This window comes from Fervidicoccaceae archaeon (genome assembly GCA_038734945.1).
Classification (GTDB): domain Archaea; phylum Thermoproteota; class Thermoprotei_A; order Sulfolobales; family Fervidicoccaceae; genus ARK-14.
This window is the reverse complement of record JAVYOA010000002.1, coordinates 206,565-229,815: the sequence shown is the minus strand read 5'-3', so window position 1 is coordinate 229,815 and position 23,251 is coordinate 206,565. Positions and strand designations below refer to the sequence as shown.

Below are 23,251 nucleotides of genomic sequence, written 5' to 3'. Positions count from 1 at the left end.
TTTGATTATTCCGGTGAGATGCTATACATGCGGAAAGCCCATAGGGCATCTTTGGGAGCCATTCAAGCAGAGGGTTGAGAATGGAGAAGACCCAGACAAGGTGCTCGATGATCTGGGAGTTACGAGGTATTGCTGCAGAAGAACCCTCATCTCACATGTTGAGTTGATAGATCAAGTGATAAAGTTCAAGCCCATGAGGTGATTCCATTGTCAAATGAAGAAAGCAAGATGAAGAGTGAAATAGAGTCCCATGCTCTCGAGCTTCTAGTACCAATTGATCAGTACCTTGCAGCGGGAGTGCATATAGGAACGTATGTCTGCAACAAGGCAATAAGGGAGTTCGTCTACAGAATAAGACCAGATGGTCTCTATGTGCTGGATGTGAGGAAGATAGATGAGAGGCTGAGAGTTGCCTCCAAGATGATAGCTAGATACGAGCCAGAAAAGGTAGTAGCAGTCAGCGTTAGGCAGTACGGGCATCAATCCGTCAAGAAGTTTTCTCAGTACACAAGGGCAAAGAGCATAACTGGCAGAATCATCCCAGGGATCCTCACCAACCCGCATTTGGAGTACTACATGGAACCAGAGCTGGTTCTTGTAACAGATCCTAGGGCGGATCAGCAGATTATAACAGAGGCCTTCAGAATAGGAATTCCTGTAGTAGCTTTCAGCGATACTGATAACAGGATAGAGGGAATAGATCTCGTAATTCCTGCCAACAACAAGGGAAGAAGGAGCCTTGCCCTTCTCTATTGGATTCTGACGCGTCAGGTTCTGAGAGAGAGGGGAGAGCTGCTTCCAAATGCAGATCTTCCTGAGTCGCCCGATGCCTTCGAAACAAAAATTGGTGGAAAGGCTTGACAGTTGAGCCAGAGCGGGAACCCGTAGCTGCTGGAACATTCTATGAGCTGAGGAGAAGCTCGCTTGAAGAGCAGATAAGGAGGGCATTTCTTCATCCTATAGGTCCAGGCAATCTTCCAGAGAAGGTTGCTGGAACTGAGAGAGCATCAATAGGATATATTTCGCCTCATGCTGGATATCTTTATTCTGGTCCTGTGGCAGCCCACACGTACCTATCTCTTTCAAGGGAGAAGAAGCCGCAGACCATAATCATAATAGGTCCAAACCACACAGGCTTAGGTCCCAGCGTATCACTTGCTCCATGGAAGTACTGGAGGACACCTCTTGGAAGGGTTGAAGTAGATGTTGAGCTGAGGGATTACATGATAGCCAACTCCAGGGTAGCTCTGCCAGAGTTCAGCGCCCATCTCTACGAGCATAGCATTGAGGTACAGCTCCCCTTCATTCAGTTCATCTATAGTGAAGCGCCAAGGATCCTTCCTATTGCCATGAAGGAGCAGTCTCCGAGGACTGCTGAGGCCCTTGCTGAGGAGCTGCTGGAGGGAGTAAAGAAGCTTGGCAGAGACGCTATATTCATTGCTAGCACAGATATGTCGCACTACGAACCCCACGATCTTGTCATGAAAAAAGATCTGGAAACATTCGAGAAGATAGCACAAGGAGATACTAGAAAGTTCTTCGAGCATATTGTGAAGAACGATGTCTCAATGTGTGGTCCTGGTGGGGTTATGGTTCTAATGCACCTCTCAAGAATCCTCGGTGGCAGAGCGGAGCTACTCAAATATGCAACATCCGGGGATGTGACAGGAGAGAGGGATGCAGTGGTTGGGTATCTCTCTGCTCGCTTTTCCCTTAGAAAGTGATATTGATGAAAAGTTTGGAAAGCCTATATCTGCCTCTATTTGTTCCAGTCCCCGATAGGGATCCTCACATCCTCATATACAAAACTTCAGCATTTTTCGCAGTGGAACTGAATATTTCGAGATCTGGAAAGAGGGCAGTAAAAATAGAGGGGAAAATTTGTAGAGAAGCGCTTCGCCAGCTGAGAAATGCCATGAACGTTATCGTGAAGGAAGCCCTTCCCGATTCCTTTCTCCTCAGGGTATATGTGGAGACGGAGCACAGCTGCTTCATCCCATCAATGCTTGTCTCCTCTCTTCTCAAGCTGATAGATCTAACCTCACAGTACTATGAGGAGAGCTTTTCGGATGAGGATAAGGACGAGATAGTTGAGGGGATCCTATCTGAGCGTTTGGGCTTTTTCAGGAATCTTGGTAAATCTCTTTCCATTGCCACGAGGAAGAAGATATCTCTTCTCTTTTCAGCCTCTGAGTTGAGGGAAATAAGCACTCCTCCCATTGATGTTTACCCAAAGAAAAGGTTGAGAATTGGAAATGCCCCTGTTTTGGAGCAGAGGATGGCGGATCTCATAGCCAAAATGAACTCCCTTTTCCTTTTTGATCACTATGAATCAATCCTGGAGGAAAATGAGGAGAAGAGGAATCTTTCAGAGAGGGGCATAAATTCCCTTTTTCATTATATGTATGGCGTTCCAACGATGAGACAAGGGGTTTACTCTTTTGACACTCCATCAGCCCTGTGCTTCTACAGAATAGGGGGTGGCAGAAAAAAATGAAAGTTGTTCTTAAGCTTGGAGGAAGCCTGATAACTGATAAGGCCAAGGCATACACAGCAAGAGAGGAAATCATTCAATCTCTGGCGAGAAGGATGAAAGAGGCTCAAGATAAAGGTGCTTTAATTTTAGTTGTCCACGGAGGTGGATCCTTTGGGCATGTAGCTGCCAAGAGCGAGATCGATAAGCATGGGAAGCTTCACCCAACTTCCGTTCCAGGCATTTCCTCTGCCATGATGAATCTCAACAGCATTGTGATGACCCATTTGCTAAGAGCTGGGCTCAGAGCAGTCACCTATCCTCCCCACAGCATGTGCCTTTACTCCTGCAGAGAATCAAGGTTCAACTGTTCCCTCGAGCCTCTCTATGAGGCTGCTGATGCAGGATTGCTGCCAGTTACATTTGGAGATGTTGTGCTTGGAGAAAGGGGATGCGAACCCAAGATCATATCAGGCGATGATCTGGCTCTCATGATGGGAAGCAGAATCGGAGCCGATAGGATAATTTTTGCTACAGATGTGGATGGCGTTATGAGAAATCCTTCGAACCCTTTAACCTTGATTGAGACAATTAGAGCCGAGGACATACCCAAAATCATCAGTGAAATAAGCTTCACGAGTAACGGAACAGTTGATGTGACTAGCGGGCTGTTGGGGAAAATTATGAAGATCTACAGCTATCTCTCATCTCTATCTCAAAGACCAGAAGTCCTTATAATCAATGGAAGAATTGAGGAAAGAGTGCTGGGAGCACTTCTTGGAGCTGATGTGAGGGGTACAAGGATAATATGAGAGCTTTCCAGTGAACTTCATAAAAACATTTAAATTTAACAACTAAAGCGCTATATGTTGCGAGAAATGGTGATTGTATGGGCACTGCTGAGAGGAAATTGGATCATATAATCATCGCTCTCTCGGATGATGTTGAAGCAGGAGATACCCTCTTTGGAGAAGTGAATCTCATACACAGATCCCTACCAGAGATGAGCCTTCATGAAGTGGACACCTCAACATCATTCCTCGGAAAGCGCCTAAGCTCTCCACTCATGATAACAGGAATGACTGGAGGGCATCATGCTGCTGGAGAAATAAACAGGAACCTAGCAAGAATAGCTGAAGAACTCAAGATAGCTATTGGAGTGGGAAGCCAGAGGGCTGCCCTGGAAAATTCGGAGCTTGCATGGACCTACAAGGTTGTGAGGGAGGAGGCAAGGAGCGTACCAGTCATAGCAAACATAGGCGCTCAGCAGCTTGGAAATAGAGCTGTGGAAATAGCTGAAAGAGCAGTTGAAATGATAGAGGCCGATGCTCTCGCTATTCACCTGAATCCTGCTCAGGAGGTCTTTCAGAGCGAGGGAGACACAGACCTAAGGGGAATATTGGAGAAAATAGAAAAGGTCGTAGATTCTCTTCAAGTGCCCATAATAGTTAAGGAAACTGGGAGTGGAATGTCAAGGGAGACTGTCAGCATGCTGGCTGGAGCTGGAGTAAAGATCTTCGACATCTCGGGAGCTGGAGGAACAAATTGGGTAAAGGTCGAGATAATCAGAAGAAAGAAGAAAGGAGAAAGGATCGAAATTCCGGGAATTCAGGAGATTGCTTCCTGGGGTATACCCACAGCAATCTCAATACTAGAGGCGAGGAGCGTTTCGGAAGATCTTTTTATAATAGCCAGCGGAGGGATAAGGAGCGGCCTGGATGTTGCAAAATCGCTGGCTCTTGGCGCTGACCTTGCAGGATTTGCCCTCCCAGCATTGAAAGCAGTTGCTTTCTCCGATAAGGAGCTCAGGGACCTCGTGTCTGGCTATATCTATCTTCTGAAGAGAGTTATGTTCTTGGTTGGAGCAAGGAGCATTGACGATTTGAAGAAAGTGCCAGTAGTTCTTGGACCAAAAATACTTTCCTGGCTTTCACAGAGGGAGATATCCGTTTCTTCAAGGAGCTACAATGAAAATGTTAATTTCATTGGAAAAAAACATAAAATGGAGGGAAAGAAGCTTGATTGAGCTTGGAGAATTCTTCAATAAAGTAGCAAAAATGGTCAATGACACCGCTCTCAGCATAAAAGGGGATCCAGAGGAGCTCTACAGTGCCTCCTTTCATATATTTAGAGCAGGAGGGAAGAGGCTCAGACCAGCCCTAGTTTTTGCTAGCGGTCTTGCCTTTGGGGCAAGCGAGGAGAATTTGCTACCCTTTGCTACTGGAGTTGAGCTATTTCACAATTTCACTCTAATTCACGACGATATAATGGACAACGATGAATATAGAAGGGGTGTTCCGACAGTTCACAAGCTTTACGGTGTTCCAGTGGCAATTTTGGCTGGAGATCTTCTTTTCTCCCTTAGCCTCCATGTTCCCCTCTCTTATTGCACACAGAGATTGAGCAACTACAGATGCATTGAAGCCTCAAGAAAGCTAGCATGGGCATCCATAACTGTTGCTGAGGGGCAGGCTCTTGATATGATGTTCGAGAAAATCGATCGAGTGAGTGAGGAGCAGTACATGGAAATGATATACAAAAAAACCGCTGCCCTAATTGAGGCATCAACATATATAGGAGCGGTTCTGGGGAGAGCAGAAGAGAGGGAGCTGAAGAAGATATCAGAGTTCGGAAAGAATCTCGGTTTGGCCTTCCAGATAGTAGATGATATACTGGGAATCTATGGAAAAGAGGAGGAGACAGGAAAGCCTGTTTATAGCGATCTGAGGGAAGGGAAGAAGACTCTTCTCGTTCTGAGGGCACTCGAGCTGGCAAGCGGTGATGATAGGAGAACAATCGAGAATGTCCTTGGAAAAAAGGATCTGGAAAGAGAAAAGTATAGAGAAGCTGCTGAGATCATGGAGAAGCTCGGTGTTCTCGAGTATGCAAGGAGGAAAGCTGAAGGGCTTGTTGAGGAGGCGCTGAGAAATCTGGAAAGCTTGAAGGGATTTGCTGAAGATGATTATCTAGTTCTCCTTAGGGACATAGCGTATCTTGTCATTAAGAGGAGAAAATGATTATTTCCAAAATACTTCATTGAAGCTGTATGAACTGAAATTGGCAGAGAAATCAGCCTCTCCGTTTGAGTATGAGAAGTCTGTTCTATGTTGAGTTTTTTAGTCTCTGCAGGATGTCTGGAATCAGCCTGGGAAGCTGTGTGGAAAGCCCAGAGATTATTTAGCTGGAAAAATTTCCATGACTTTCATTCAGAGTGATAATAGCTAATGTGAAGCTTGGAGAAGAAAGAAAAACATGTTAGCAAAAACTGCAGAAATTTATGGTTGGAAACGGTTATTAGTCTTGTTCAGCAAGATATGCCTCTGAATCAGAGAAATATATTCTGTTTTTAATACAGAGGATCAGGCAAAGGTGTTGAGCAGGCATGGAGGAAGGGGATGGACTGGAGAGAATAGCACTGAAGCATGCACTTATAAATGCTATAAAGCATGAAGGAAAAGCCCAAACTGGTGCAGTCGTATCAAAGGTTCTCGGAGAAAAGCCAGAGCTGAAGACTAGGGCTAGGGAAGTGGTGGAAATTGTATCTAGAGCTGTTGAGAAAGTGAACTCCATGAGCAGACAGCAGCAGGAGGAGATGCTCAGGAGCGAGTTTCCCGAGATCAAACTCGAACAGGAAAAGAAGGAGGAAGCAAAGAGGCTGCCTCCCTTGCCAGATGTTGATAAATTTGAGAGAATAACAACAAGGTTCGCTCCAAACCCTGATTTTGTCATACACTTGGGAAATGCGAGGCCAGCAATTTTGAGTTACGAATATGCTAGGATGTACAACGGGAAGTTCATCCTGAGATTTGAAGACACAGATCCAAGGATAAAGACCCCAATGGTTGATGCTTACAGGCAGATAAGGGAGGATCTAATATGGCTAGGCGTAAAGTGGGATGAGGAATATATCCAGAGCTTGAGGCTTCCCATATATTATAAAATTGCTAAAGAGCTCATCATGAGAGGAGGAGGCTTTGTCGACGATACCACTAAGGAGAACTATGAGGAAATGCTGAGCAAAGGAGAAATCCATCCAAACAGAGATAAGCCTCCTGAGCATAACTTGGAGCTTTTTGAGAGAATGCTTTCCGGTTACTATAAGGAAGGAGAGGCAGTGCTCAGAGTTAAAACCGATCTGAGCTATAGCGATAAGAGCTTAATAGACTGGGTAGCGTTCAGAATTATCAATACCGAGAGATATCCGCATCCAATTGTAGGATCAAAATACATCGTTTGGCCAACCTACAACTTTGCTAGTGCTGTCGATGATTATCTCATGGGAGTAACCCACATCATTAGAGGAAAGGAGCACCTTCAGAACACAATGAAGCAGAAACATCTATTTGATCATCTTGGCTGGAGGCAGCCAGTAGCCATTCACCTTGGAAGGCTCAGGCTGGAAGAATTCATAATGAGCAAGTCCCAGATAAAGAAGATATTAAAGGAGAGCGGAGGCGCATATTCAGGCCCAGATGATCCGAGATTCGGAACCATAATGGGTCTGAGAGAGAGAGGAATAAAAGCAGAGGCAATTAGAAGCGTGATAATGACCGTTGGAGCTAAGCAATCCGACGCAAGCATAAGCTTCGCAAATTTAGCATCGGAGAACAGGAAGATAATCGATCCGGTATCTCCTAGACTGATGTTCGTTGAGGAGCCAATTGAGCTGATAATAGAGAACAGGGAAGAGGAAGGCTGCATCACAACCAGGATCCCCTATCATCCTGATAGGGCAGAGCTGGGTAGCAGAGAATTCACCGTTTGTTCGGGCGATAGAATATTGATATCGAAACAAGACTATGAATACGCTCTGAAGGAGAGGAATGGAGAGCTCAGACTAATGGAGCTTGGAAACTACAGAATAGATGGTGGAAAGCTGGTGATGATATCCAAGGAGCTTTCATATGCTAGGGAAAAGGAGCTAAGCATTGTTCAGTGGGTGCAGAAGAAGAATGCAAAGCTGGCAACAATATTTGATACTAATAAAAAAAGTAATAGTAAAAGCCCAGACTACAGGGAGGGGGCAGTGGAGGATGGAGAAAAGCTGCGGAATTTCCTTGGAAAAAATGTTCAACTTGTGAGAATCGGATTTGCTGTCCTGAAATCCCTATCTCCAGTAGCAACCTTCATCTACACTCACGAATGAAATTTCTCTCATTTTAGTGATCCAGTGCAAGCTTAAACTAATAAACCCCATTTCGACATAGCCTCTTTGGGGATGAAATAAGCCCCCTCGAATAATGAGAGAGGGAGATGAATAGACCATGTCAAAACCTTTCTATGTGAGATTCCAAGTTCCACCGGAGCTTGCAGAACAGGCATACAAGTTAGTCGAAAAAGCAAGGTCCTCGGGAGGGAAGGTGAAGAAGGGGACAAACGAGACAACAAAGGCTGTTGAAAGGGGAGTTGCCAAGCTCGTAGTTATTGCAGAGGACGTCGATCCTCCTGAAGTAGTTGCCCATCTTCCCCTGCTTTGCGAGGAGAAGAAGATACCATACGTTTACGTTCCTAGCAAGAAGAGGCTGGGAGAAGCCGCTGGTATCGAAGTTCAATCTGCTGCTGTCGCTGTTCTTGAGCCAGGAGAAGCCAAGCAGGAGCTCAATGATCTAATATCTAAGGTAAGCGAGCTCAAGTCAAAGTCTAGCTGAGAGGAAAAAATCAACACAATTTTTTCATAACCTCAAAATTTATAATCTGAGGGATAAACCTAGGAATGATTGACGAGGTAAAGCAAAAATGAGTTTGAAGGAGGAAAGATCCGCTGTAATAGAAGAATTTGGCTATCCAGCTGAAGTCATACAGATAATAGGCAGGACTGGGGTTACTGGAGAGATCATTCAGGTCAGAGTCAGAGTTCTTGAAGGAAGGGACAAGGGAAGGATACTCACTAGGAACGTAAAGGGTCCTGTCAGGATAGGAGATATCCTGATACTAAGGGAAACAGAGAGAGAGGCAAGAAGGCTCTCAGGAAAATGAGAGGAGGTAGTTGCTAGATGCCCAAACTCATAAAATGCTCATTCTGCGGGAAGGAGATTGCTCCGGGAACAGGTTTCATGTTTGTCAGATTGGACGGAAGCGTGCAGTGGTTCTGTAGTAGGAAATGCTACAAGAACATGATTGTAATGAACAGAAAGCCAGAGAAGCTCAAGTGGACAGCTAGGGCCTCTCAAGCAGGGAGGTAAATTTCCATGGCGCTTGAGCGAACTTTTCTCATGATCAAGCCAGATGCAGTGGAAAGAAAGCTTGTAGGGGAGATCATATCAAGATTCGAGAGAAAAGGCTTCCGAATTGTTGCTCTGAAGATGCTGAAGATGTCCAGAGAGCAGGCAGAATCCCTCTATTCACCCCATAGGGAGAAGCCATTCTTCAAGGATCTGGTTGATTTTGCTACCAGAGGACCAGTAGTTGTTATGGTTCTTGAGGGAGATTCGGCGATCGATGTTGTTAGGCTGATGATAGGCTCAACGGACGGTAGGAAGGCTGCTCCTGGTACAATCAGAGGAGACTATGCCTTGGACATACAGGAAAACGTAGTACATGCTTCAGATTCGAAGGAGAGCTTTGAGAGAGAATACAGAATCTTCTTCTCGCCATCGGAGCTCCTCTAAAACACGTTTCTTTTTAATCTTGCGACTGAAAGCTTCCTCTCTTTAGGACGGAGAGGGTGTGGTAAGGTTTTAAGCTCTATATGTTCCAAAAACTCTGAAGGATAGCATTTCCATTAGCTCTGCATTATGCAGGGTAGAGGTGATTCTATAAGACCTTGTGCAGAGCTTAACCAATTCTTCGCTAAGAATGCAGCTCTAAGCCTCCCAAGGAACCCTGCACTTTAGTGCGGAATTTAGGTCAGCGCGATCAGAATGCTTATAATCTCAAAAGGCCAATTTTTTGGCAGATGCTTTAAGGGCTGAGATGCTATGAACAAATCGAGAGAAAAGGGAAAATCTCACAGCATGCGTCCTGTCAGGGTGGGAGTGCCTAAATGGCTTCGCTTGGAGCCAGAGGAAGTGGAGGAGCTCGTTGCTGAATTGGCAAGAAGGGGCTACCCTCCATCAATGATAGGAATAATTCTGAGAGACCAATATGGAATACCACTCGTGAAATCGATTACGAACAAAAAAATAACCCAGATACTGAAGGAAAAAAAGCTGCTTCCCCCCATTCCTGAGGACCTCTACAATCTGATGAGAAGGGCTGTAAACATAAGGAGGCATCTGTCCGAACATCCAAAGGATGAAAACGTGAAGAAAGGGCTTCAGGAGGTCGAGTCCAAAATAAGGAGACTGGCAACCTATTACAAGAGGAAGGGAGTTCTACCTCAGAACTGGGAATACGACCCAGAGGCAGCCAAGCTAATAGTATCACAGAGCAGATAAAATTTTCAGATGCAAATGTTCCTTTCATATTGTTTTCGTTAGCATATAGTTGTGTATTTTGAGCTCGAATACATTAAGTTAAGCATCTGCATTAACTCCTTCATATTTATAAAAACAATGGCTGAAGCAATGAGAAATCTTATAATGCCTGATTCTCAAAAAAAGAAAGGTGCTTGACTTGAGAATAGAATTTGATGAAAGGGTAAAATTTGTAACTCATCCTCTGGCAAAAGCAATTCTAACAACCTTGAGAGACAAGAACACAAAGCAAATTGAGTTCAGAAGAGGTCTTGTAAGATTAGGAATATTTCTCGCCTACAGGATTGTGGAAGACTTTCCACTCGAACAAACCACTGTGGAAACTCCCCTCGGAGTTAAAGCATCTGGCATCAGGATACCTGACATGGATAATGTAGTGATAGTTCAGGTGCTAAGAGCATCAATGCCCCTGGTTGAGGGAATGATAAAGATAATACCCGGAGCAAGGCAGGGAGTAGTCAGTGCCAGAAGAGTTGAAGAGCTTGGAATGAGCTCTGACAAGTGGTTCAACATAGAAATAAAATATGTGAAGTTTCCAAAGATAAACTCAGATGATAATTTGATAATCGCCGATCCAATGTTCGCCACAGGTTCAACAGCTATAGCAGTTATGAACGAGCTGATGAGGAGGGGGGCAAAGCCAAAAAGGATAATACTTGCTAACGTCATATCAACTGAGCTAGCAATAAGGAGGTTCCTCGAGGCTTATCCCAGCTCCATGATATACACAATAGATGTTGATCCAGAGCTCAATGAGAAGGGCTACATAGTTCCCGGCCTGGGAGATGCTGGGGATAGAGCCTTTGGGGAATGACTCAATTTCAAGCAGTATTAAAATATAAAAACCTTGAACAGCAAGTAAACCCGTGCTGCATGAAACAGTAGGTAGCACATAAGGTGAAAGAAATGGTTTCAGTTATGCAAGTGCCTGCTGACGAGTTGATAAGGAGAGTAGCTGTAAGGCTGAAGGAAGAATATGGAAGCAAGATCTTTCCTCCAGATTGGGCAAGATTCGTTAAAACCGGGAGCGGCAAGGAATTTCCTCCAGTCCAGGAAGATTGGTGGTATGTAAGAGCAGCATCGATTTTAAGGAAGCTATATAGGTCAGCTGAGCCGGTGGGAATAGGTACATTCAGCGTTATCTATGGAGGAAGGAAGAGATTTGGAAGCAGTCCCCCACACTTCAGAAGGGCATCCAGGTCAATCATAAGAAACATTTTGAAGCAGCTGGAATCTGCTGGTTTGGTGATGAGAGTTCCGGGAGCCGGAAGAAAGCTCACACCAACAGCAATTTCAATGCTCGATAGAATAAGCAAGGAGATAATGAAGGAGCTAGTAGAGAGGAATCCCGAGCTGAAAAGATATTTTGAATAGAGAGAGGCGAAGTTTAATAGCTCAATACTGCCAAAAGATGCAATAATAAGGGTGTAGAAAAGTGGGAGAAGAGGAATACGACGAGGAACTGGCTGAAATTCAGAGGAGAAAGCTGTTGGAGCTCCAGAGAAGAATGAGTGCGGAGGAAGAAAGGAGGAGAAGAGCAGAGCTCGAGGCACAAAAGCAAGAGATCCTGAGGAAAATTTTGACGCCTGAGGCAAGGAACAGGCTTAATAATGTGAAGCTAGTTCGACCAGAGATAGCCCAGCTTATAGAGGAGCAGCTGATATTGCTAGCTCAGAGCGGCAGAATTTCTGAGCCAATATCTGATGAGCAGCTCAGGGAAATCCTTCAGGACATCTATTCCCGATCCAGAAAGGATTATAATATAAAAATTAGGGAGAAGGAATAGACCAGGGGTGTTTAATTTATGGCTCATTACAAGCCTCTTGGAAAGAAGTTAAGGCTGGCTAAGGCACTGAAATCAAACCAACCCATTCCTGTCTGGGTATCTGTGAAAACCCTGCGAAAAGTTAGATTCAATTTTAAGAGGAGGAATTGGAGGAGAACAAAGCTAAAGGTATGAGGTGAAAGCTGGTAATGAAGGGCAACAGGCTGGAGCTAACTCTTAATCTATCAAAGGTATACACAACTAGAAGAACAAAGAGAGCAGCACGGGCAGTGAGATATTTGAGGGATCTGATAAAGAGGAGAACCCATGCAGAGCGAGTGCTCATTGATGAGAAGCTGAACAAACTCATCTGGAAAAGAGGGATTGAGAAACCTCCAAGGAAGGTAAAAGTGCTTATATCAATTGAAGAATCGGAGGAAATAAAGACAAAGGATGGGAAGACGGTGAGGATCCCCAAACTTGTCAAAGTAACACTTCCGGAGCCGATCAAGGAAGAGAGCAAGCAATCTTCTGCGTGAAAGGGAATATAATAAATCAAAAAACTATATTTATACGTTTCATATCATTATTTTATAGCCAATTGAGAATTTCCTACGGCAACGGTGTTACCATTCATGAATATTTCAAAGCTCAACATATATAGAAACCCGAACATAGGTGTCTTTCTTTTTGCTAACAACAAGATAGCACTTGTTCCTCCTAACATCTCCAAGGCCACAAAGAGGGCAATAGCTGATACGCTTCAGGTTGATCCGGTTGAGACAACCATTGCAGGGATGCACATAATCGGAGTGCTGGTTGCTGGAAATGATTCCTGCTTATTGATTCCAGATATAATAAAGCAGGAAGAGCTCGATTCCCTGAAAGAAGTTCTTGAAGGATCCATAAGAATTGCTATTATTAAAACTAAGCACACGGCATTGGGTAATTTAATTTCAGTGAACAATAAGGCAGCATACATTTCCGATTCATTTGAGAAGGATGCTGAGAAGGAAATATCATCCTCGCTTGGCTTGACCGTTTTCAGGAGGTCCTACCTAGGTCTTCCAATAGTTGGCTCAATGATTGTGACGAACGATAAGCTAGCATTCATACATCCAATGATAAATGACTCTGAAGCTCTGATGATAAGCAATGAGCTCAAGGTCACTACAGTACATGCAACAGTCAATGAAGGAGTTGGCTTTGTCAAGGTTGGAATAGTCATGAACAATAGCGGAATTCTCATAGGTGGAACAACAACAGGACCAGAGCTCATGAACATAACGTCCGCTATGGGATAAAGGAGAGCTCACGAATTGGAATATCCTTCGCATCCCCTGTTAACCTTATAAACGCTTTTGAAAAACTACTAGATAGCTGTTTAATCGTTGGTGCATATCAAATGGCCAAGTCCGCATATCACTACATATCACTGCAGTGGAAGAGGCCATATGCAGGAGAATTTGGCAGAGTTCTCAGAGAGAGAATGATAAGATGGAGAAGACAGGTAAAGGTCATAAGAATTAGCAAGCCAACAAGGCTGGACAGAGCAAGAGCTCTTGGCTATAAAGCTAAGCAGGGAATAATAGTTGTGAGAGTCAGAGTCAGAAAGGGGGGACAGAGGAGACCTAGACCTAACAAGGGAAGGAGACCAAAGAGGTACGGAGTTTATGGTTACGCTGTCGCTAAGAGCTTGAGGCTCATTGCCGAGGAGAGGGCAGCAAAGAAGTATCCGAACATGGAGGTTCTGAATAGCTACTATGTGGGAGAAGACGGGCAGAGCAAGTGGTATGAGGTAATCCTCGTAGATCCGAATCACCCATCAATAAAAAATGACCCGCAGCTAAAATGGATAGCAGAACCGAGCAATCGTGGAAGAGCCTTCAGGGCCTTGACAAGTGCAGGCAAGAAAATGAGGGGTCTCAGAAAGAGCAGAGGACTGAAGAACACGGTAGCATACAAGTTCAAGAAGAAGCAAAAGGAGAGAGAGAAGAAGAAGAGACATGAGGCAAGCAGAGGAGCAAGGCTCATAGCGCCTGCAGATGTTCTGGAGAGGTTCCACGGCGGAGATATCAAGTGAATAATCCCCTACCTTTTTAATTTCTTCTCCACATATTTTTAGAGAGAAGGGCTTTCCAAATGAAGAGAGTATTGTCAATAGAAATTTCAGCAATTAAGCACATGACCGAAGACGAGGCAAAAGTGGAGAGATGTATGTTAGCTCTTCTCCCCCCTCTAGAGAGAGAAAGAGCCGAGATCCAGAAAATCAGATCAAGGGGACACCATGGAAATGAAATAACCCTCATGAGAATTCAATCTCTAGCTGATCCCGAACATGTTGCTGAGTATATTTTTGAATCGATTGATGACTATTCAAAAAACATTCTCCTTCTTACTAAATCCAGCAGAATAGAAGATGAAAAGAGGCTGCATCTAAGATTCAGCAAGCATATGCTGCTCAAAAACAAGCTTGTCATTAGCGACAGCGATGAGGTTGTTAAGGTAGTAATAAGATTCTCATCAGTTCAATCGATCGATGAATTCCTCAATGAAAAGCTGAAAGGGAGATAATATCTTGCTCCTTTTAGATGCATATGTGACCCCCAGGAGCCCGAAGGATCTCAATGATATATTAAAAGCAGAAAAACTCTTTGGCTATAGAGCAGTAGGAGTGGACTATTCATCTCTTCCTTCTAACATAAGTTCAGAGGAAATCTCAGTTTTTCCCGTGAGAGCTGTTTCTGCCTCCACCGAGGCAGAGGCAAAAGAAATTCTTCACAATATAAGGAAAAACGATGCTCTCAATATAGCCCGGGCAAATGGAGCAGGAGCGTTGAGAGTTTTCAGCAGAGACAGCAGGATCCATATCGTGGAGATTTCTCCAAAACTAGCACAATATCTTGATTCGAATCAAGCAAAGCTTTTGAAGGTTGGAAGGAGCCTCCTTGGTTTCAGCCTATCCAGCATCCAGGATGACTTACGAAACGTTTGGTGGCTCTCATATTTAACGAAATACTCAGTAAAATACTCCATAGGAATGGTTATCTATAGCGGGGCAAGGGAGCTGAGCGAGTTGGCCCACCCAAAGATCGTTCTTAGCATGTTGGTTCAAACAGGCTTAACAAGGGAGATGGCTCTCTCAATAATGGACGGGAGCAAGCTAGAATGGGTTCTCAGCAAATATTCGAAGCACTTTGGAAAGGAGGGAAAATAGAGTTGGATACATCTACATTTGTTCTTTCTGCTGCTATCGCTGTTAATCTAGTCATATCAGCAGCGCTATTCCTTGAAATTAGAAAAATTAAGAAAAAAACCAATAGATTTCAATTTATAGAACGTACTAGTACCAGAGTACATCCGTTCAAGTTGGAGAAAAGAATACGAAAGAGATACGTAGTTTTCTCAGTTATATCGCAGGAGAATATAGGAAGGGAAGAAATACAGGAGAGAATAAGAAAAGCTGTTTCAAAGCTCTATGGGGAGCCTTTTCTATCCTTCTCTCATATTTCGCTCATATTCTACGATGAGCAGAGAAAAATTGGTATATTGAGAAGCAGAAGAGAAGTGGTAGACCAGCTGATAGCCTCTTTCTATTTGGCAGGGAAGGACCGAAGTTCAAAAATGCTCATATTCCCCCTGAAAACTGTTGGAAGCATTAAGAAGGCCAAGAAAATTGCCGATGAGCTGAAGCCAAAGAGCTGAAGTAAGAGACCTCAATCATACTACTCTACTTTCCTTTCAATTACCCCCCTGAGATCAAAGTGCGTTGCCTCCTCAACTCTGACAACAACTTCATCTCCCAAAGCATATTCTCCAGTATCTGGCACAACTATGCTTGTATAGTTTTTGCTCCTAACAGTCAACGTTTGTTTTGTCGTGCTCCTCTCAACAATAAATCCTTCAATTTCTCTGCCAATGTATGACTTCATTTTTTCGAGCGCAACTTTGGAATGCACCTCTGCCAGAAGCTTGCTTCTACTCTTCTTTTCGCCATCAGAGACCTGCTGCATCCTGCTCGAGTACGTGAACGGCCTCTGTGTATACTGAGCTATATGAACTCTATCGAGCAGGCCACTCTTAACAATTTCCAGCGTCTTCTTGAAAGCAGCGTCATCCTCACCAGGATGTCCAATCAGTATATCCGTTGCGATTGTTATTCCGGGTATTTCCCTTTTCAAGATGCCCACAAGACCCATGAAATCCTGGAGTGTATACCTTCTGTTCATTAGCTTTAGAACACTGTCATCAGCACTTTGAAGTGGTATGTGGGCAAACTTGAACACATGTTCTGATCTGTACATATCCACAACTTCCCAAATTATGTCTCGGATAGTATCGGGGTTCATCATAGCTATTCTTATCATGTACTTTCCTGGAACCTCTCTATCAACTGCTTCTATTAGCTCTGGAAGCAGCTTTTTCCCCGCGAGATCCACTCCATAGGCTCCGGCATCCTGGCTCGCAAGCTGGATCTCTCTGGCACCTTTCTTGACAGCATCTCTTATTGAGTGCAGCACAAGTGAGGGAGGCTTGCTGGAGAGAATCCTCCTAGCTTTCTTTGTTACACAGAAACTGCAGTTTCCCAGGCAGCCATCATTTATTGGCAATATAGCAATTGCTCCCATGACAGATATCGGCATAAGCTCCCTTTTCTCGCTGCTGTATCCAAGGAGAAGCCTCTGACCATTGTCCAAAACGTGAACAACTTCACCAACTCGGTATGGTGAAATCAAAGAAGCTTCAGGAAAAAGCCTCAAAATGGAATATGGGCTGACTTCAGCTAAGCAGCCAGTAACTATGAGCTTAGCTTTTGGATTCTCCGAGGTCAGTCGCGAGATAAGCTTCAGGCTCTTCTGCTCAGAGTCAGATCTAACTGCGCATGTATTCACTATTATTACATCTGCTTGATGCGGATCATCCACAAAGGAGTGGCCAGCCCTCTCCAAGCTATCCCTAATTACCAGACTATCTCCTCTATTTAGTGCGCACCCCAGAGTTCTCAGTAGGATCCTCATCCCTCCATTTCCCCTCTCGAAGACCACGCTCCAGATTTATTAGAAATTCTCCTATTAGCTTTCTGACAGAGTTCTTTTCATTCTCATCCAGCTTTTCTTCGGAATAAACATAAACGAGAGGTCTTGAACCCAACCTCATGATCTCCCTCAGAATGAGAGAGGATCTCAATATTGGTATCATCTGCTTATCGGAAGATAGAATTATCTTCCCAATTTCCCCCTGCAGTGAGATTGGAGGAGAAACATATACACGCAAACTTCGAGTTCTGAAGTGGGTGTGTCCCAATTCTTTCTCAATATATTTCTCAGCAATGCAGGAGAGCTTCTCATTTGGTAAAATAGCTGAGCTGCAACAGTCATGATCCTCGCTGAGAAAGCTTTCAGCTAGCTTGGAGCAAGCATTTTCTCCTCCTCTGATAAGAAGAGAGAAGACCTCGGAGAGAGAGTCCAGAGTGGAAAGAGCATCAATATCTCTTCCCTCCTCTTTGGATATGCTGTTAATTGCTGAAATGAGATCCTCCTCCCTTTTTAGCACCGAGAAAAGTGGTAGCCTTCTGTCAAGTATTCCCCTTGACAGCGTGGAAAGCTGAGGCATGGTGCTCGAGGCGGAGACTTTGAAGATGAGATCTATGAAGCTATCATCTATCCTGTACCCATACTTCACAGAGGACTTCCAGATACTTTCAGGAAGGAAGAGGTCCCAGAAATTCGAAGGAATTTTCGGAAAGAGTCGGCACAGTTTTTTCCTTATTGCACTCCACCTCTTTGAGACCTCAGAAAGGAGGCTTCTATATGTTAAATCCAGTGAAATAACTTTGTGATGGAAGTAGACCCACTTGTACATCATATATCTAGCATAGTAGAGCTCCTCGATGGAGCTAAGAAGCTTGGATGGAACAGAGAGGACAAGCTCATTGTCATATAGCGCTAGCCCCAGACCACTTATTATTCTCTCTATATCAATTATGCCATAAGTTGATCCTGTGTTGTAAGCATCTCTTGCCAAATAATCTATCTTATCAGCATCAAGTATATCTCCAGATATTATTTTTGCTATGGTCTCAATGCCAGCAGGAGAGAGAATGGGATCACCGTACTTCGATCTGCATAGAACATGTGATGCGGAGAGAAGATATCTCGAAAGCTTGCCGTGATCCTTCTCTTTTTTTATCTCATTGGTCAGCTTCTCAGCGAATAAGCACGAGTAATACTCATGAAGCTTCAATCCTCTCTCCTTCGATTCCTTCAGCACCCTCTCAAAGGCCTCTGAGGTCTCTCCCCTGGATGCCGCTTCAGATACCAGCATTTCTGTGATATGACTGTATGGGAGATGCCCAACGTCGTGAAGAAGTCCAACCAGTCTAGCAATCTGCTTAAAGTCCTGGTATGTGCTCCTCTTTCTGAGCAGAGCATCTGTCTTGTCAGGCGAATTCGCTTCAATAGCATCTGCTATCCTTCCAGCTATGTGCATTACTCCTATGGAGTGCTCGAATCTGGAGTGCTTTGCTTGGGGATACACATAAAATGTGAATCCTAACTGCTTTATTCCATGGAGCCTATTGAGTATAGGATGCTGCAGTATTGTGTACTCATATTCATTCACTGGAATTATGTTGTGCACTGGATCCTTGAAAACAGTTCTTATTCTGCTCGGCTGCCTGTTTTTTCTCAAAACGCACACCTTGCTCTGCTATATATTACCTCCTCAGGTTTTTTAAAAAGCTTCCATATCCCTTCGCAAACTTCGAAGAGAAGGACCGCATCAGAAGCGACCGAATAAATAAAACATCATTGCTCAGTTCCCGGATTCCACATCATCTAGCGGTCATCATTTTCTATCTGAAAGTGGGTTTTTTAAGCTTCTCCATCTACTCTTTTTTCAAAGAATGCTCGTTTATTTAGGAGTATAAGGTCAAATATATCCCCGGTCTTAATCTGAATAGCTGGAGGAATGAAATTTAATGCCAAAAGGGCTCGGGATATATCTGAAGCAGTGTCCAAACTGTGGAGGACCAATATCTGATGATAGGCTGAACAAGGGACTTGCCTGTGAGAAATGCCTTCCAGGCATTTACTCGGAGCTGAAGCCAGAGGATCTCTTCAAAGCTCTGGAAGAAGCAGGAACGATAAAAAATCTTAGGGAAAAGCTCTTGGTGGAGAAAGAAACTGACGAGTTCAAATCAATATTTGAGAGAGCTCTCGGCTTTCCTCCATGGAGCTCCCAGCTAGCATGGGCAAGGAGAGTTTTCGAGAAAAGGAGCTTTTCAATCATAGCTCCAACAGGGATAGGAAAAACAGCATTTGGCCTCCTCTTGGCTCTCTACTTTGCCATGAAGGGCAAAAAAAGCTATCTTGTTTTTCCCACAACACCACTTGTAATTCAAATGTGCGAGAAGCTATCAGCATTTAACAACAAAATCAATGCTGTTGATAGTGATAGGATACTTTGCCTCCATGGAAGTCTGAAGCAGTCGGAGAAAAAGGCTGCTTTGGAAAGGCTAAATAACGGCAGCTTCTCCATACTGATAACAACATCAAAATTCATGATATCGAGAAGCGAGAACCTTTCATCCTATAATTTCGATTTAATATTCATAGATGACGTGGATTCGGTTCTTCGAAGCAAGAAGAGCATTGATAGCACTCTCCATGTAGTGGGATTCAGCAGTGAGGAGATAGAGCTTGCGATGGAAGCCATCAAGCTCAAAAGGAAGATCGCTTCTGGTCATGGAAATGATGAAGATGAGAAAAGGCTGAATGAAATTTTGAACAAACTAGATGGAGCAAAGAAGAGAATAAAGAGCAATCTGATAGTGAGCAGTGCTACTGGGAGGGCTAGGGGATCCAGGGCTTTGCTCTTCAGGGAACTCCTCGGTTTTCAGATAGGAGGAAGAACAGAGCTATTCAGGAATGTTGATGATTTCTATGAAATAGTAGACAAGTCCAACTTGGAGGAAAAAGTAGCAGAGCTCGTGATGAGGCTTGGGAAAGGAGGACTAATATTTGTTCCTTCAGACATGGGAGTGAGCTATGCTGAAGATCTGGTAAATAGGCTTAGGGAAAAGGGAATAAAGGCTGAATCTTTTCACTCAAAATCCCACAGAATTCTCAGCGCATTTCAGAGAGGCGAGCTAGACGTCCTGGTTGGAGTAGCTACCTACTATGGAGTCATGGTCAGAGGACTCGATCTTCCTGCTGTGATAAGGTATGCTGTATTTACCTCTCCGCCTAGGTTCAAGTTTTCTCTGGATCTAAAAGAGGCGCACCCCTTCAATGCATTAAGGTTGCTCTCTATAATCTCTGAGTCAGAAATTCCAGCAATCTCATATAAGGCTAAAAAAATACTAGTTCCCCTGAGAAAGATAATTAGAAGGCTCTCTCCATCCGCACTGCAGATGCTCTCCTCGGATTCAAAATTGAGTGCAGAGCTTGAAAGTATTCGAAAACAGCTAAACCAGGCGAAGGACTTTCTTAGAGAAGCTTTCAAGGATGAAAGGGTCCTGCGGGCTTTGAGGGAAAGTGGGGAAATTTTCATTGAGAAGCACCGCGATATTACCTATTTGATCATGCCAGATGCCAAAACTTACATTCAGGCAACTGGAAGGACTAGCAGGCTCTATGCTGGAGGTCTCACAAAGGGCCTGGCTATAACGCTCATTGACTCTTCCGAATTACCTCTGCTCCTCTCCCTCCAGAGGATCCTCTCCTTCTATATAGATAACTTCGAATTTCTCCAGCTAAGAGAGGAGAAGCTTCAGAGAACAATTGAGGAGGTGGATAGGGATAGAAAGAAGCTCATTGATACGCTTGAAGGCAGGGAAGCTCCAAGAATAAGAGAGCTTGTAAAGACAGCCATAATGATTGTTGAATCTCCGAACAAGGCGAGAACTATAGCTTCCTTTTTTGGAAAACCGAGCATAAGAATACTTCCGAGCGGAGGAAGAATCTACGAGGTCTCAATAGGAAATATCAGCTTATCAATAACCTCAACCGAAGGACACATTCTCGATCTTGTCCCCAGGGCTGAAAGTGATGTTGCTGAATATGCTAAGCTAAAGAAGGAACTCTACGGAGTTCTCTATGATGATAGCAGAAAAATATTCATTCCAGTTTACTCGACAATAAAGAAATGTAGAAAATGTGGACATCAGTTTGTAGAAGAATTAACATCATGCCCAATTTGCAACAATACTAACATTTTCGACAAAGATGAAACAATCAGAGCTCTAAGAGATATTGTGACAGAATACGATAAGGTACTTATAGCCACAGATCCTGATGCAGAAGGAGAGAAAATTGGCTGGGATGTTGCAGCCCTTCTGAGGCCACTGAGCAGGGAGATTAGGAGAATAGAGTTTCATGAGGTTACTAGGAAGGCAATTTTGGAGGCTTTGAAAAATGAGAGGCTTATCGATGAAAAACTTGTGAAGGCACAAATAGTCAGACGCATTGAGGACAGGTGGATAGGTTTCTCTCTTTCCCGTAAGCTTCAAACAGATTTTTGGATCGAACTATGCAGGAAAAAAGGGATGTCGAATTGCAGAGAGAACAGGAATCTGTCTGCAGGGAGAGTGCAAACTCCGGTTCTAGGCTGGATAGTTGAACGATACAACAATTACCTGAAGAGCACATCGCTAGTTTGCTCGGTTGACGTTAATATAAGCGGGAAAATGAGAACTTTTGAATTCCTGGTCAAGGATAGACTTGAAAAAGGAGAAGGAGAAAAGCTTCAAGTAAGGATCGTCAATGAGGAAAAGGTGAAATTATCCCCCCCTCCCCCATTCACAACGGATACATTAATTTCTGAGGCCAACAGGATCCTCAGATTTTCATCATCAGAAGTTATGAAGCTTGCCCAAGATCTCTTCGAGCTAGGGCTCATTACCTACCACAGGACAGATAGCACCAGGGTATCAAGCTCTGGAATAGAAATAGCGAGAGAATATCTGAAGAGGGTAAAGGGGGAAAAATGGAAGGATAGCTTCGTTCCAAGAACATGGGGGGAGGGAGGGGCTCATGAGGCAATTAGACCTACAAAGCCATTCAGTAGAGAGGAGCTTGTAAGACTTATTGAGGAGGGAGAAATAGAATTCGTGAAGCTACCAACGAATAGACACTTGCTGCTTTATGACCTCATCTTCAAAAGATTCATTGCGTCTCAAATGAAGCATGCGGAAGTTATTCGTCAGAGAGTAGAAATACAATTCAATAAGATCAGAGAGGAGAGGGAAGTACTTACTAACAAAATTATTGAGCACGGATTCCTCGAAATGTATCAGACACTAAAGCTGGAGACTCCTTTTGCTGAGGGTGAATTTGAAGTAAGCAGTATTAAATACTACAGGAAGAAGCTATTACCTCTATATACACAGGGAGAGGTTGTGGCTATGATGAAGGAAAGGGGAATAGGAAGGCCAAGCACATATGCTACTATCATATCAAAGCTTCAGGAAAGAAGATATGTCATCGAGAGCAAAAAGCATGGAAAGCTAATTCCAACGGAGCTAGGCATAAATATTTTTAATTATTTGATTGAGAAATTTAAAGAGATGGTCAGTGAAGAGAGGACGAGAGCCCTGGAAAACAAGATGGACAAAATAAGCGAGGGGAGAATAAACTATTTGGATGTAATTGCTGAGCTATATGAAGAAATAAAACGAGTGGAAGGTATGGAGGAATAGAGAAAATGAGAATAGCAATAGCGCACATGTCCTTAAAGCTTATGTCGAAAAAAGTTAACTTTGAGAAGACCAAGAAAGTTGTTCAGGAGGCTAAGCAAAGAGGAGCAAAAGCAATAATTTTACCATCAATGATAAATGTCGGACCTATTTTCTCCTTCTTCAGCCCAGCTCAGATAAAATCCATAATAAGGAATCATGCAGAGAGAATACCCTCTGGTCCAACAGCAAGCTTTCTCTCCACACTTGCTGTAGCAAACGGAATATTCATTATAGCTGGACCTATAATCGAGAGGGCCGGACCAAAAGTTTTTCTCACCTCATTTATTATTTCTCCGGCAGGATCCTTCATGAGGAGATACAGAAAAATAGTCCTGAGTCCTCTCGACAGGACGCTTGGCTTTTCGGAGGGAAGAACGCTAGAGTACTTCGATCTGAAAGAGAAATATGGGATAATGATTGAGGGAGATATTTTGTTTCCTGAAATAGCAAGGGGACTCACAATACTTGGCTCCACCGTTCTTGTTGGCTTTCCAAGAGTAGAGCCAGTCTTTGACAAGAAACTGAAAAAGCTATTGGAGTCGAGGAGCGTGGAGAACAATTTGCCTGTAATTTCGCTTGGTGGTATTGCGAAGAGTCAGGAGCAAACAATGGCAGAACTGCCAACATTAATATTTGATCCCTCCGAGGGATTGCTCGAAGAGATATCCCTTGAGAGTCGAAGGGGAGAAGAAGAAAAGAAGGGAGAAGAAGAAAAGGTCGTTATATTGGAGCTACAGAATTATGCTCAGAAAGGATCAATGCAGGATCAAAAATACTCTTTTGAGCTCTTCTCCCTAATATTCAGAAACCTCAAGAGGCAGCTAGAGGAAAGAGAAGAAAAGGAGAAGGAGGAAAAATAG

Annotated in this window: 27 protein-coding genes; 25 read left to right on the top strand and 2 right to left on the bottom strand. The window is 43.8% G+C overall.

Annotated features, from left to right (window positions below; all coding sequences use genetic code 11):
- Position 1 precedes the first annotated feature (1 nt).
- From QXR92_02505 to QXR92_02395, 23 genes are all read left to right on the top strand, one after another.
- Positions 2-202: a DNA-directed RNA polymerase subunit N gene (locus QXR92_02505; protein ID MEM0318881.1), complete on the top strand. Its 201-nt coding sequence runs from the start codon at positions 2-4 to the stop codon at positions 200-202.
- Positions 199-861, top strand: a complete 663-nt coding sequence (rpsB, locus tag QXR92_02500; protein ID MEM0318880.1) for a 30S ribosomal protein S2 — start codon at positions 199-201, stop codon at positions 859-861. Before QXR92_02505 ends, rpsB begins: the two co-directional genes overlap by 4 nt.
- The gene (amrB, locus tag QXR92_02495) at positions 858-1,724 is read left to right on the top strand and encodes an AmmeMemoRadiSam system protein B (GenBank protein MEM0318879.1); all 867 of its coding nucleotides are present in this window, start codon (positions 858-860) and stop codon (positions 1,722-1,724) included. Before rpsB ends, amrB begins: the two co-directional genes overlap by 4 nt.
- A 5-nt stretch (positions 1,725-1,729) precedes the next feature.
- Positions 1,730-2,497 (top strand): hypothetical protein, encoded by a 768-nt coding sequence (locus QXR92_02490; protein MEM0318878.1) that lies wholly within the window; start codon positions 1,730-1,732, stop codon positions 2,495-2,497.
- The gene (locus tag QXR92_02485; GenBank protein MEM0318877.1) at positions 2,494-3,285 is read left to right on the top strand and encodes an isopentenyl phosphate kinase; all 792 of its coding nucleotides are present in this window, start codon (positions 2,494-2,496) and stop codon (positions 3,283-3,285) included. The genes QXR92_02490 and QXR92_02485 overlap by 4 nt, the downstream gene beginning before the upstream one ends.
- A gap of 77 nt (positions 3,286-3,362) precedes the next feature.
- Positions 3,363-4,499 carry a type 2 isopentenyl-diphosphate Delta-isomerase gene (gene fni / locus QXR92_02480; protein ID MEM0318876.1) on the top strand — a complete coding sequence of 379 codons (1,137 nt, stop codon included), beginning with the start codon at positions 3,363-3,365 and terminating at the stop codon, positions 4,497-4,499.
- On the top strand, positions 4,492-5,490 hold the full coding sequence (locus QXR92_02475) for a polyprenyl synthetase family protein (GenBank protein MEM0318875.1): 999 nt from the start codon (positions 4,492-4,494) through the stop codon (positions 5,488-5,490). The genes fni and QXR92_02475 overlap by 8 nt, the downstream gene beginning before the upstream one ends.
- Positions 5,491-5,855: 365 nt before the next feature.
- The gene (locus QXR92_02470; GenBank protein MEM0318874.1) at positions 5,856-7,619 is read left to right on the top strand and encodes a glutamate--tRNA ligase; all 1,764 of its coding nucleotides are present in this window, start codon (positions 5,856-5,858) and stop codon (positions 7,617-7,619) included.
- A gap of 118 nt (positions 7,620-7,737) precedes the next feature.
- Entirely contained in the window at positions 7,738-8,121 is a 384-nt protein-coding gene (gene rpl7ae, locus QXR92_02465; GenBank protein ID MEM0318873.1) for a 50S ribosomal protein L7Ae, read from the top strand.
- A gap of 88 nt (positions 8,122-8,209) precedes the next feature.
- On the top strand, positions 8,210-8,449 hold the full coding sequence (locus QXR92_02460) for a 30S ribosomal protein S28e (protein MEM0318872.1): 240 nt from the start codon (positions 8,210-8,212) through the stop codon (positions 8,447-8,449).
- A gap of 17 nt (positions 8,450-8,466) precedes the next feature.
- Complete coding sequence (locus QXR92_02455; protein MEM0318871.1) at positions 8,467-8,655, top strand: 50S ribosomal protein L24e; 189 nt, start codon at positions 8,467-8,469, stop codon at positions 8,653-8,655.
- Between the two features lie 6 nt (positions 8,656-8,661).
- Positions 8,662-9,081, top strand: coding sequence for a nucleoside-diphosphate kinase (gene ndk / locus QXR92_02450; protein MEM0318870.1), 420 nt, complete (start codon positions 8,662-8,664; stop codon positions 9,079-9,081).
- A 309-nt stretch (positions 9,082-9,390) separates the two neighbouring features.
- Positions 9,391-9,849, top strand: coding sequence for a 30S ribosomal protein S15 (locus tag QXR92_02445; protein MEM0318869.1), 459 nt, complete (start codon positions 9,391-9,393; stop codon positions 9,847-9,849).
- Between the two features lie 178 nt (positions 9,850-10,027).
- Entirely contained in the window at positions 10,028-10,702 is a 675-nt protein-coding gene (gene upp, locus QXR92_02440; GenBank protein MEM0318868.1) for a uracil phosphoribosyltransferase, read from the top strand.
- 92 nt (positions 10,703-10,794) lie between these two features.
- A complete protein-coding gene (locus QXR92_02435) occupies positions 10,795-11,262 on the top strand; it encodes a 30S ribosomal protein S19e (GenBank protein MEM0318867.1) in 468 nt (155 codons plus the stop codon).
- A 61-nt stretch (positions 11,263-11,323) separates the two neighbouring features.
- Positions 11,324-11,674, top strand: a complete 351-nt coding sequence (locus tag QXR92_02430; protein MEM0318866.1) for a DNA-binding protein — start codon at positions 11,324-11,326, stop codon at positions 11,672-11,674.
- An 18-nt stretch (positions 11,675-11,692) separates the two neighbouring features.
- A complete protein-coding gene (locus QXR92_02425) occupies positions 11,693-11,848 on the top strand; it encodes a 50S ribosomal protein L39e (protein ID MEM0318865.1) in 156 nt (51 codons plus the stop codon).
- Between the two features lie 14 nt (positions 11,849-11,862).
- A complete protein-coding gene (locus tag QXR92_02420; protein ID MEM0318864.1) occupies positions 11,863-12,192 on the top strand; it encodes a 50S ribosomal protein L31e in 330 nt (109 codons plus the stop codon).
- A gap of 96 nt (positions 12,193-12,288) precedes the next feature.
- A complete protein-coding gene (locus tag QXR92_02415) occupies positions 12,289-12,957 on the top strand; it encodes a translation initiation factor IF-6 (protein ID MEM0318863.1) in 669 nt (222 codons plus the stop codon).
- 101 nt (positions 12,958-13,058) lie between these two features.
- Entirely contained in the window at positions 13,059-13,736 is a 678-nt protein-coding gene (locus QXR92_02410; GenBank protein ID MEM0318862.1) for a 50S ribosomal protein L15e, read from the top strand.
- Positions 13,737-13,795: 59 nt separating this feature from the next.
- Entirely contained in the window at positions 13,796-14,227 is a 432-nt protein-coding gene (locus tag QXR92_02405; protein ID MEM0318861.1) for an RNA-binding domain-containing protein, read from the top strand.
- Between the two features lie 4 nt (positions 14,228-14,231).
- On the top strand, positions 14,232-14,870 hold the full coding sequence (locus QXR92_02400; protein ID MEM0318860.1) for a hypothetical protein: 639 nt from the start codon (positions 14,232-14,234) through the stop codon (positions 14,868-14,870).
- On the top strand, positions 14,822-15,358 hold the full coding sequence (locus QXR92_02395) for an Rpp14/Pop5 family protein (GenBank protein ID MEM0318859.1): 537 nt from the start codon (positions 14,822-14,824) through the stop codon (positions 15,356-15,358). The genes QXR92_02400 and QXR92_02395 overlap by 49 nt, the downstream gene beginning before the upstream one ends.
- Before the next feature lie 20 nt (positions 15,359-15,378).
- Here QXR92_02395 and QXR92_02390 read toward each other — a convergent pair whose 3' ends face one another.
- Together QXR92_02390 and QXR92_02385 are read right to left on the bottom strand one after the other, a co-directional pair.
- Entirely contained in the window at positions 15,379-16,671 is a 1,293-nt protein-coding gene (locus tag QXR92_02390; protein MEM0318858.1) for a tRNA (N(6)-L-threonylcarbamoyladenosine(37)-C(2))-methylthiotransferase, read from the bottom strand.
- Positions 16,631-18,343, bottom strand: a complete 1,713-nt coding sequence (locus QXR92_02385; protein MEM0318857.1) for an HD domain-containing protein — start codon at positions 18,341-18,343, stop codon at positions 16,631-16,633. The genes QXR92_02390 and QXR92_02385 overlap by 41 nt, the downstream gene beginning before the upstream one ends.
- Before the next feature lie 289 nt (positions 18,344-18,632).
- On the opposite strand from QXR92_02385, the gene rgy reads away from it, so the two are divergent.
- Both rgy and QXR92_02375 read left to right on the top strand, forming a co-directional pair.
- On the top strand, positions 18,633-22,352 hold the full coding sequence (gene rgy / locus QXR92_02380; GenBank protein ID MEM0318856.1) for a reverse gyrase: 3,720 nt from the start codon (positions 18,633-18,635) through the stop codon (positions 22,350-22,352).
- A 5-nt stretch (positions 22,353-22,357) separates the two neighbouring features.
- Positions 22,358-23,251, top strand: a complete 894-nt coding sequence (locus QXR92_02375; protein MEM0318855.1) for a carbon-nitrogen hydrolase family protein — start codon at positions 22,358-22,360, stop codon at positions 23,249-23,251.

Coding starts and splice junctions, on each gene's coding strand:
- QXR92_02405 (MEM0318861.1), top strand. CDS start 13,796: ATGAAGAGAGTATTGTCAATAGAAATTTCAGCAATTAAGCACATGACC.
- rgy (MEM0318856.1), top strand. CDS start 18,633: ATGCCAAAAGGGCTCGGGATATATCTGAAGCAGTGTCCAAACTGTGGA.
- QXR92_02390 (MEM0318858.1), bottom strand. CDS start 16,671: ATGAGGATCCTACTGAGAACTCTGGGGTGCGCACTAAATAGAGGAGAT.
- QXR92_02490 (MEM0318878.1), top strand. CDS start 1,730: ATGAAAAGTTTGGAAAGCCTATATCTGCCTCTATTTGTTCCAGTCCCC.
- rpl7ae (MEM0318873.1), top strand. CDS start 7,738: ATGTCAAAACCTTTCTATGTGAGATTCCAAGTTCCACCGGAGCTTGCA.
- QXR92_02455 (MEM0318871.1), top strand. CDS start 8,467: ATGCCCAAACTCATAAAATGCTCATTCTGCGGGAAGGAGATTGCTCCG.
- QXR92_02445 (MEM0318869.1), top strand. CDS start 9,391: ATGAACAAATCGAGAGAAAAGGGAAAATCTCACAGCATGCGTCCTGTC.
- QXR92_02485 (MEM0318877.1), top strand. CDS start 2,494: ATGAAAGTTGTTCTTAAGCTTGGAGGAAGCCTGATAACTGATAAGGCC.
- QXR92_02415 (MEM0318863.1), top strand. CDS start 12,289: ATGAATATTTCAAAGCTCAACATATATAGAAACCCGAACATAGGTGTC.
- QXR92_02460 (MEM0318872.1), top strand. CDS start 8,210: ATGAGTTTGAAGGAGGAAAGATCCGCTGTAATAGAAGAATTTGGCTAT.
- fni (MEM0318876.1), top strand. CDS start 3,363: ATGGGCACTGCTGAGAGGAAATTGGATCATATAATCATCGCTCTCTCG.
- QXR92_02435 (MEM0318867.1), top strand. CDS start 10,795: ATGGTTTCAGTTATGCAAGTGCCTGCTGACGAGTTGATAAGGAGAGTA.
- QXR92_02425 (MEM0318865.1), top strand. CDS start 11,693: ATGGCTCATTACAAGCCTCTTGGAAAGAAGTTAAGGCTGGCTAAGGCA.
- QXR92_02470 (MEM0318874.1), top strand. CDS start 5,856: ATGGAGGAAGGGGATGGACTGGAGAGAATAGCACTGAAGCATGCACTT.
- QXR92_02375 (MEM0318855.1), top strand. CDS start 22,358: ATGAGAATAGCAATAGCGCACATGTCCTTAAAGCTTATGTCGAAAAAA.
- QXR92_02410 (MEM0318862.1), top strand. CDS start 13,059: ATGGCCAAGTCCGCATATCACTACATATCACTGCAGTGGAAGAGGCCA.
- QXR92_02395 (MEM0318859.1), top strand. CDS start 14,822: ATGGGTTCTCAGCAAATATTCGAAGCACTTTGGAAAGGAGGGAAAATA.
- QXR92_02420 (MEM0318864.1), top strand. CDS start 11,863: ATGAAGGGCAACAGGCTGGAGCTAACTCTTAATCTATCAAAGGTATAC.
- ndk (MEM0318870.1), top strand. CDS start 8,662: ATGGCGCTTGAGCGAACTTTTCTCATGATCAAGCCAGATGCAGTGGAA.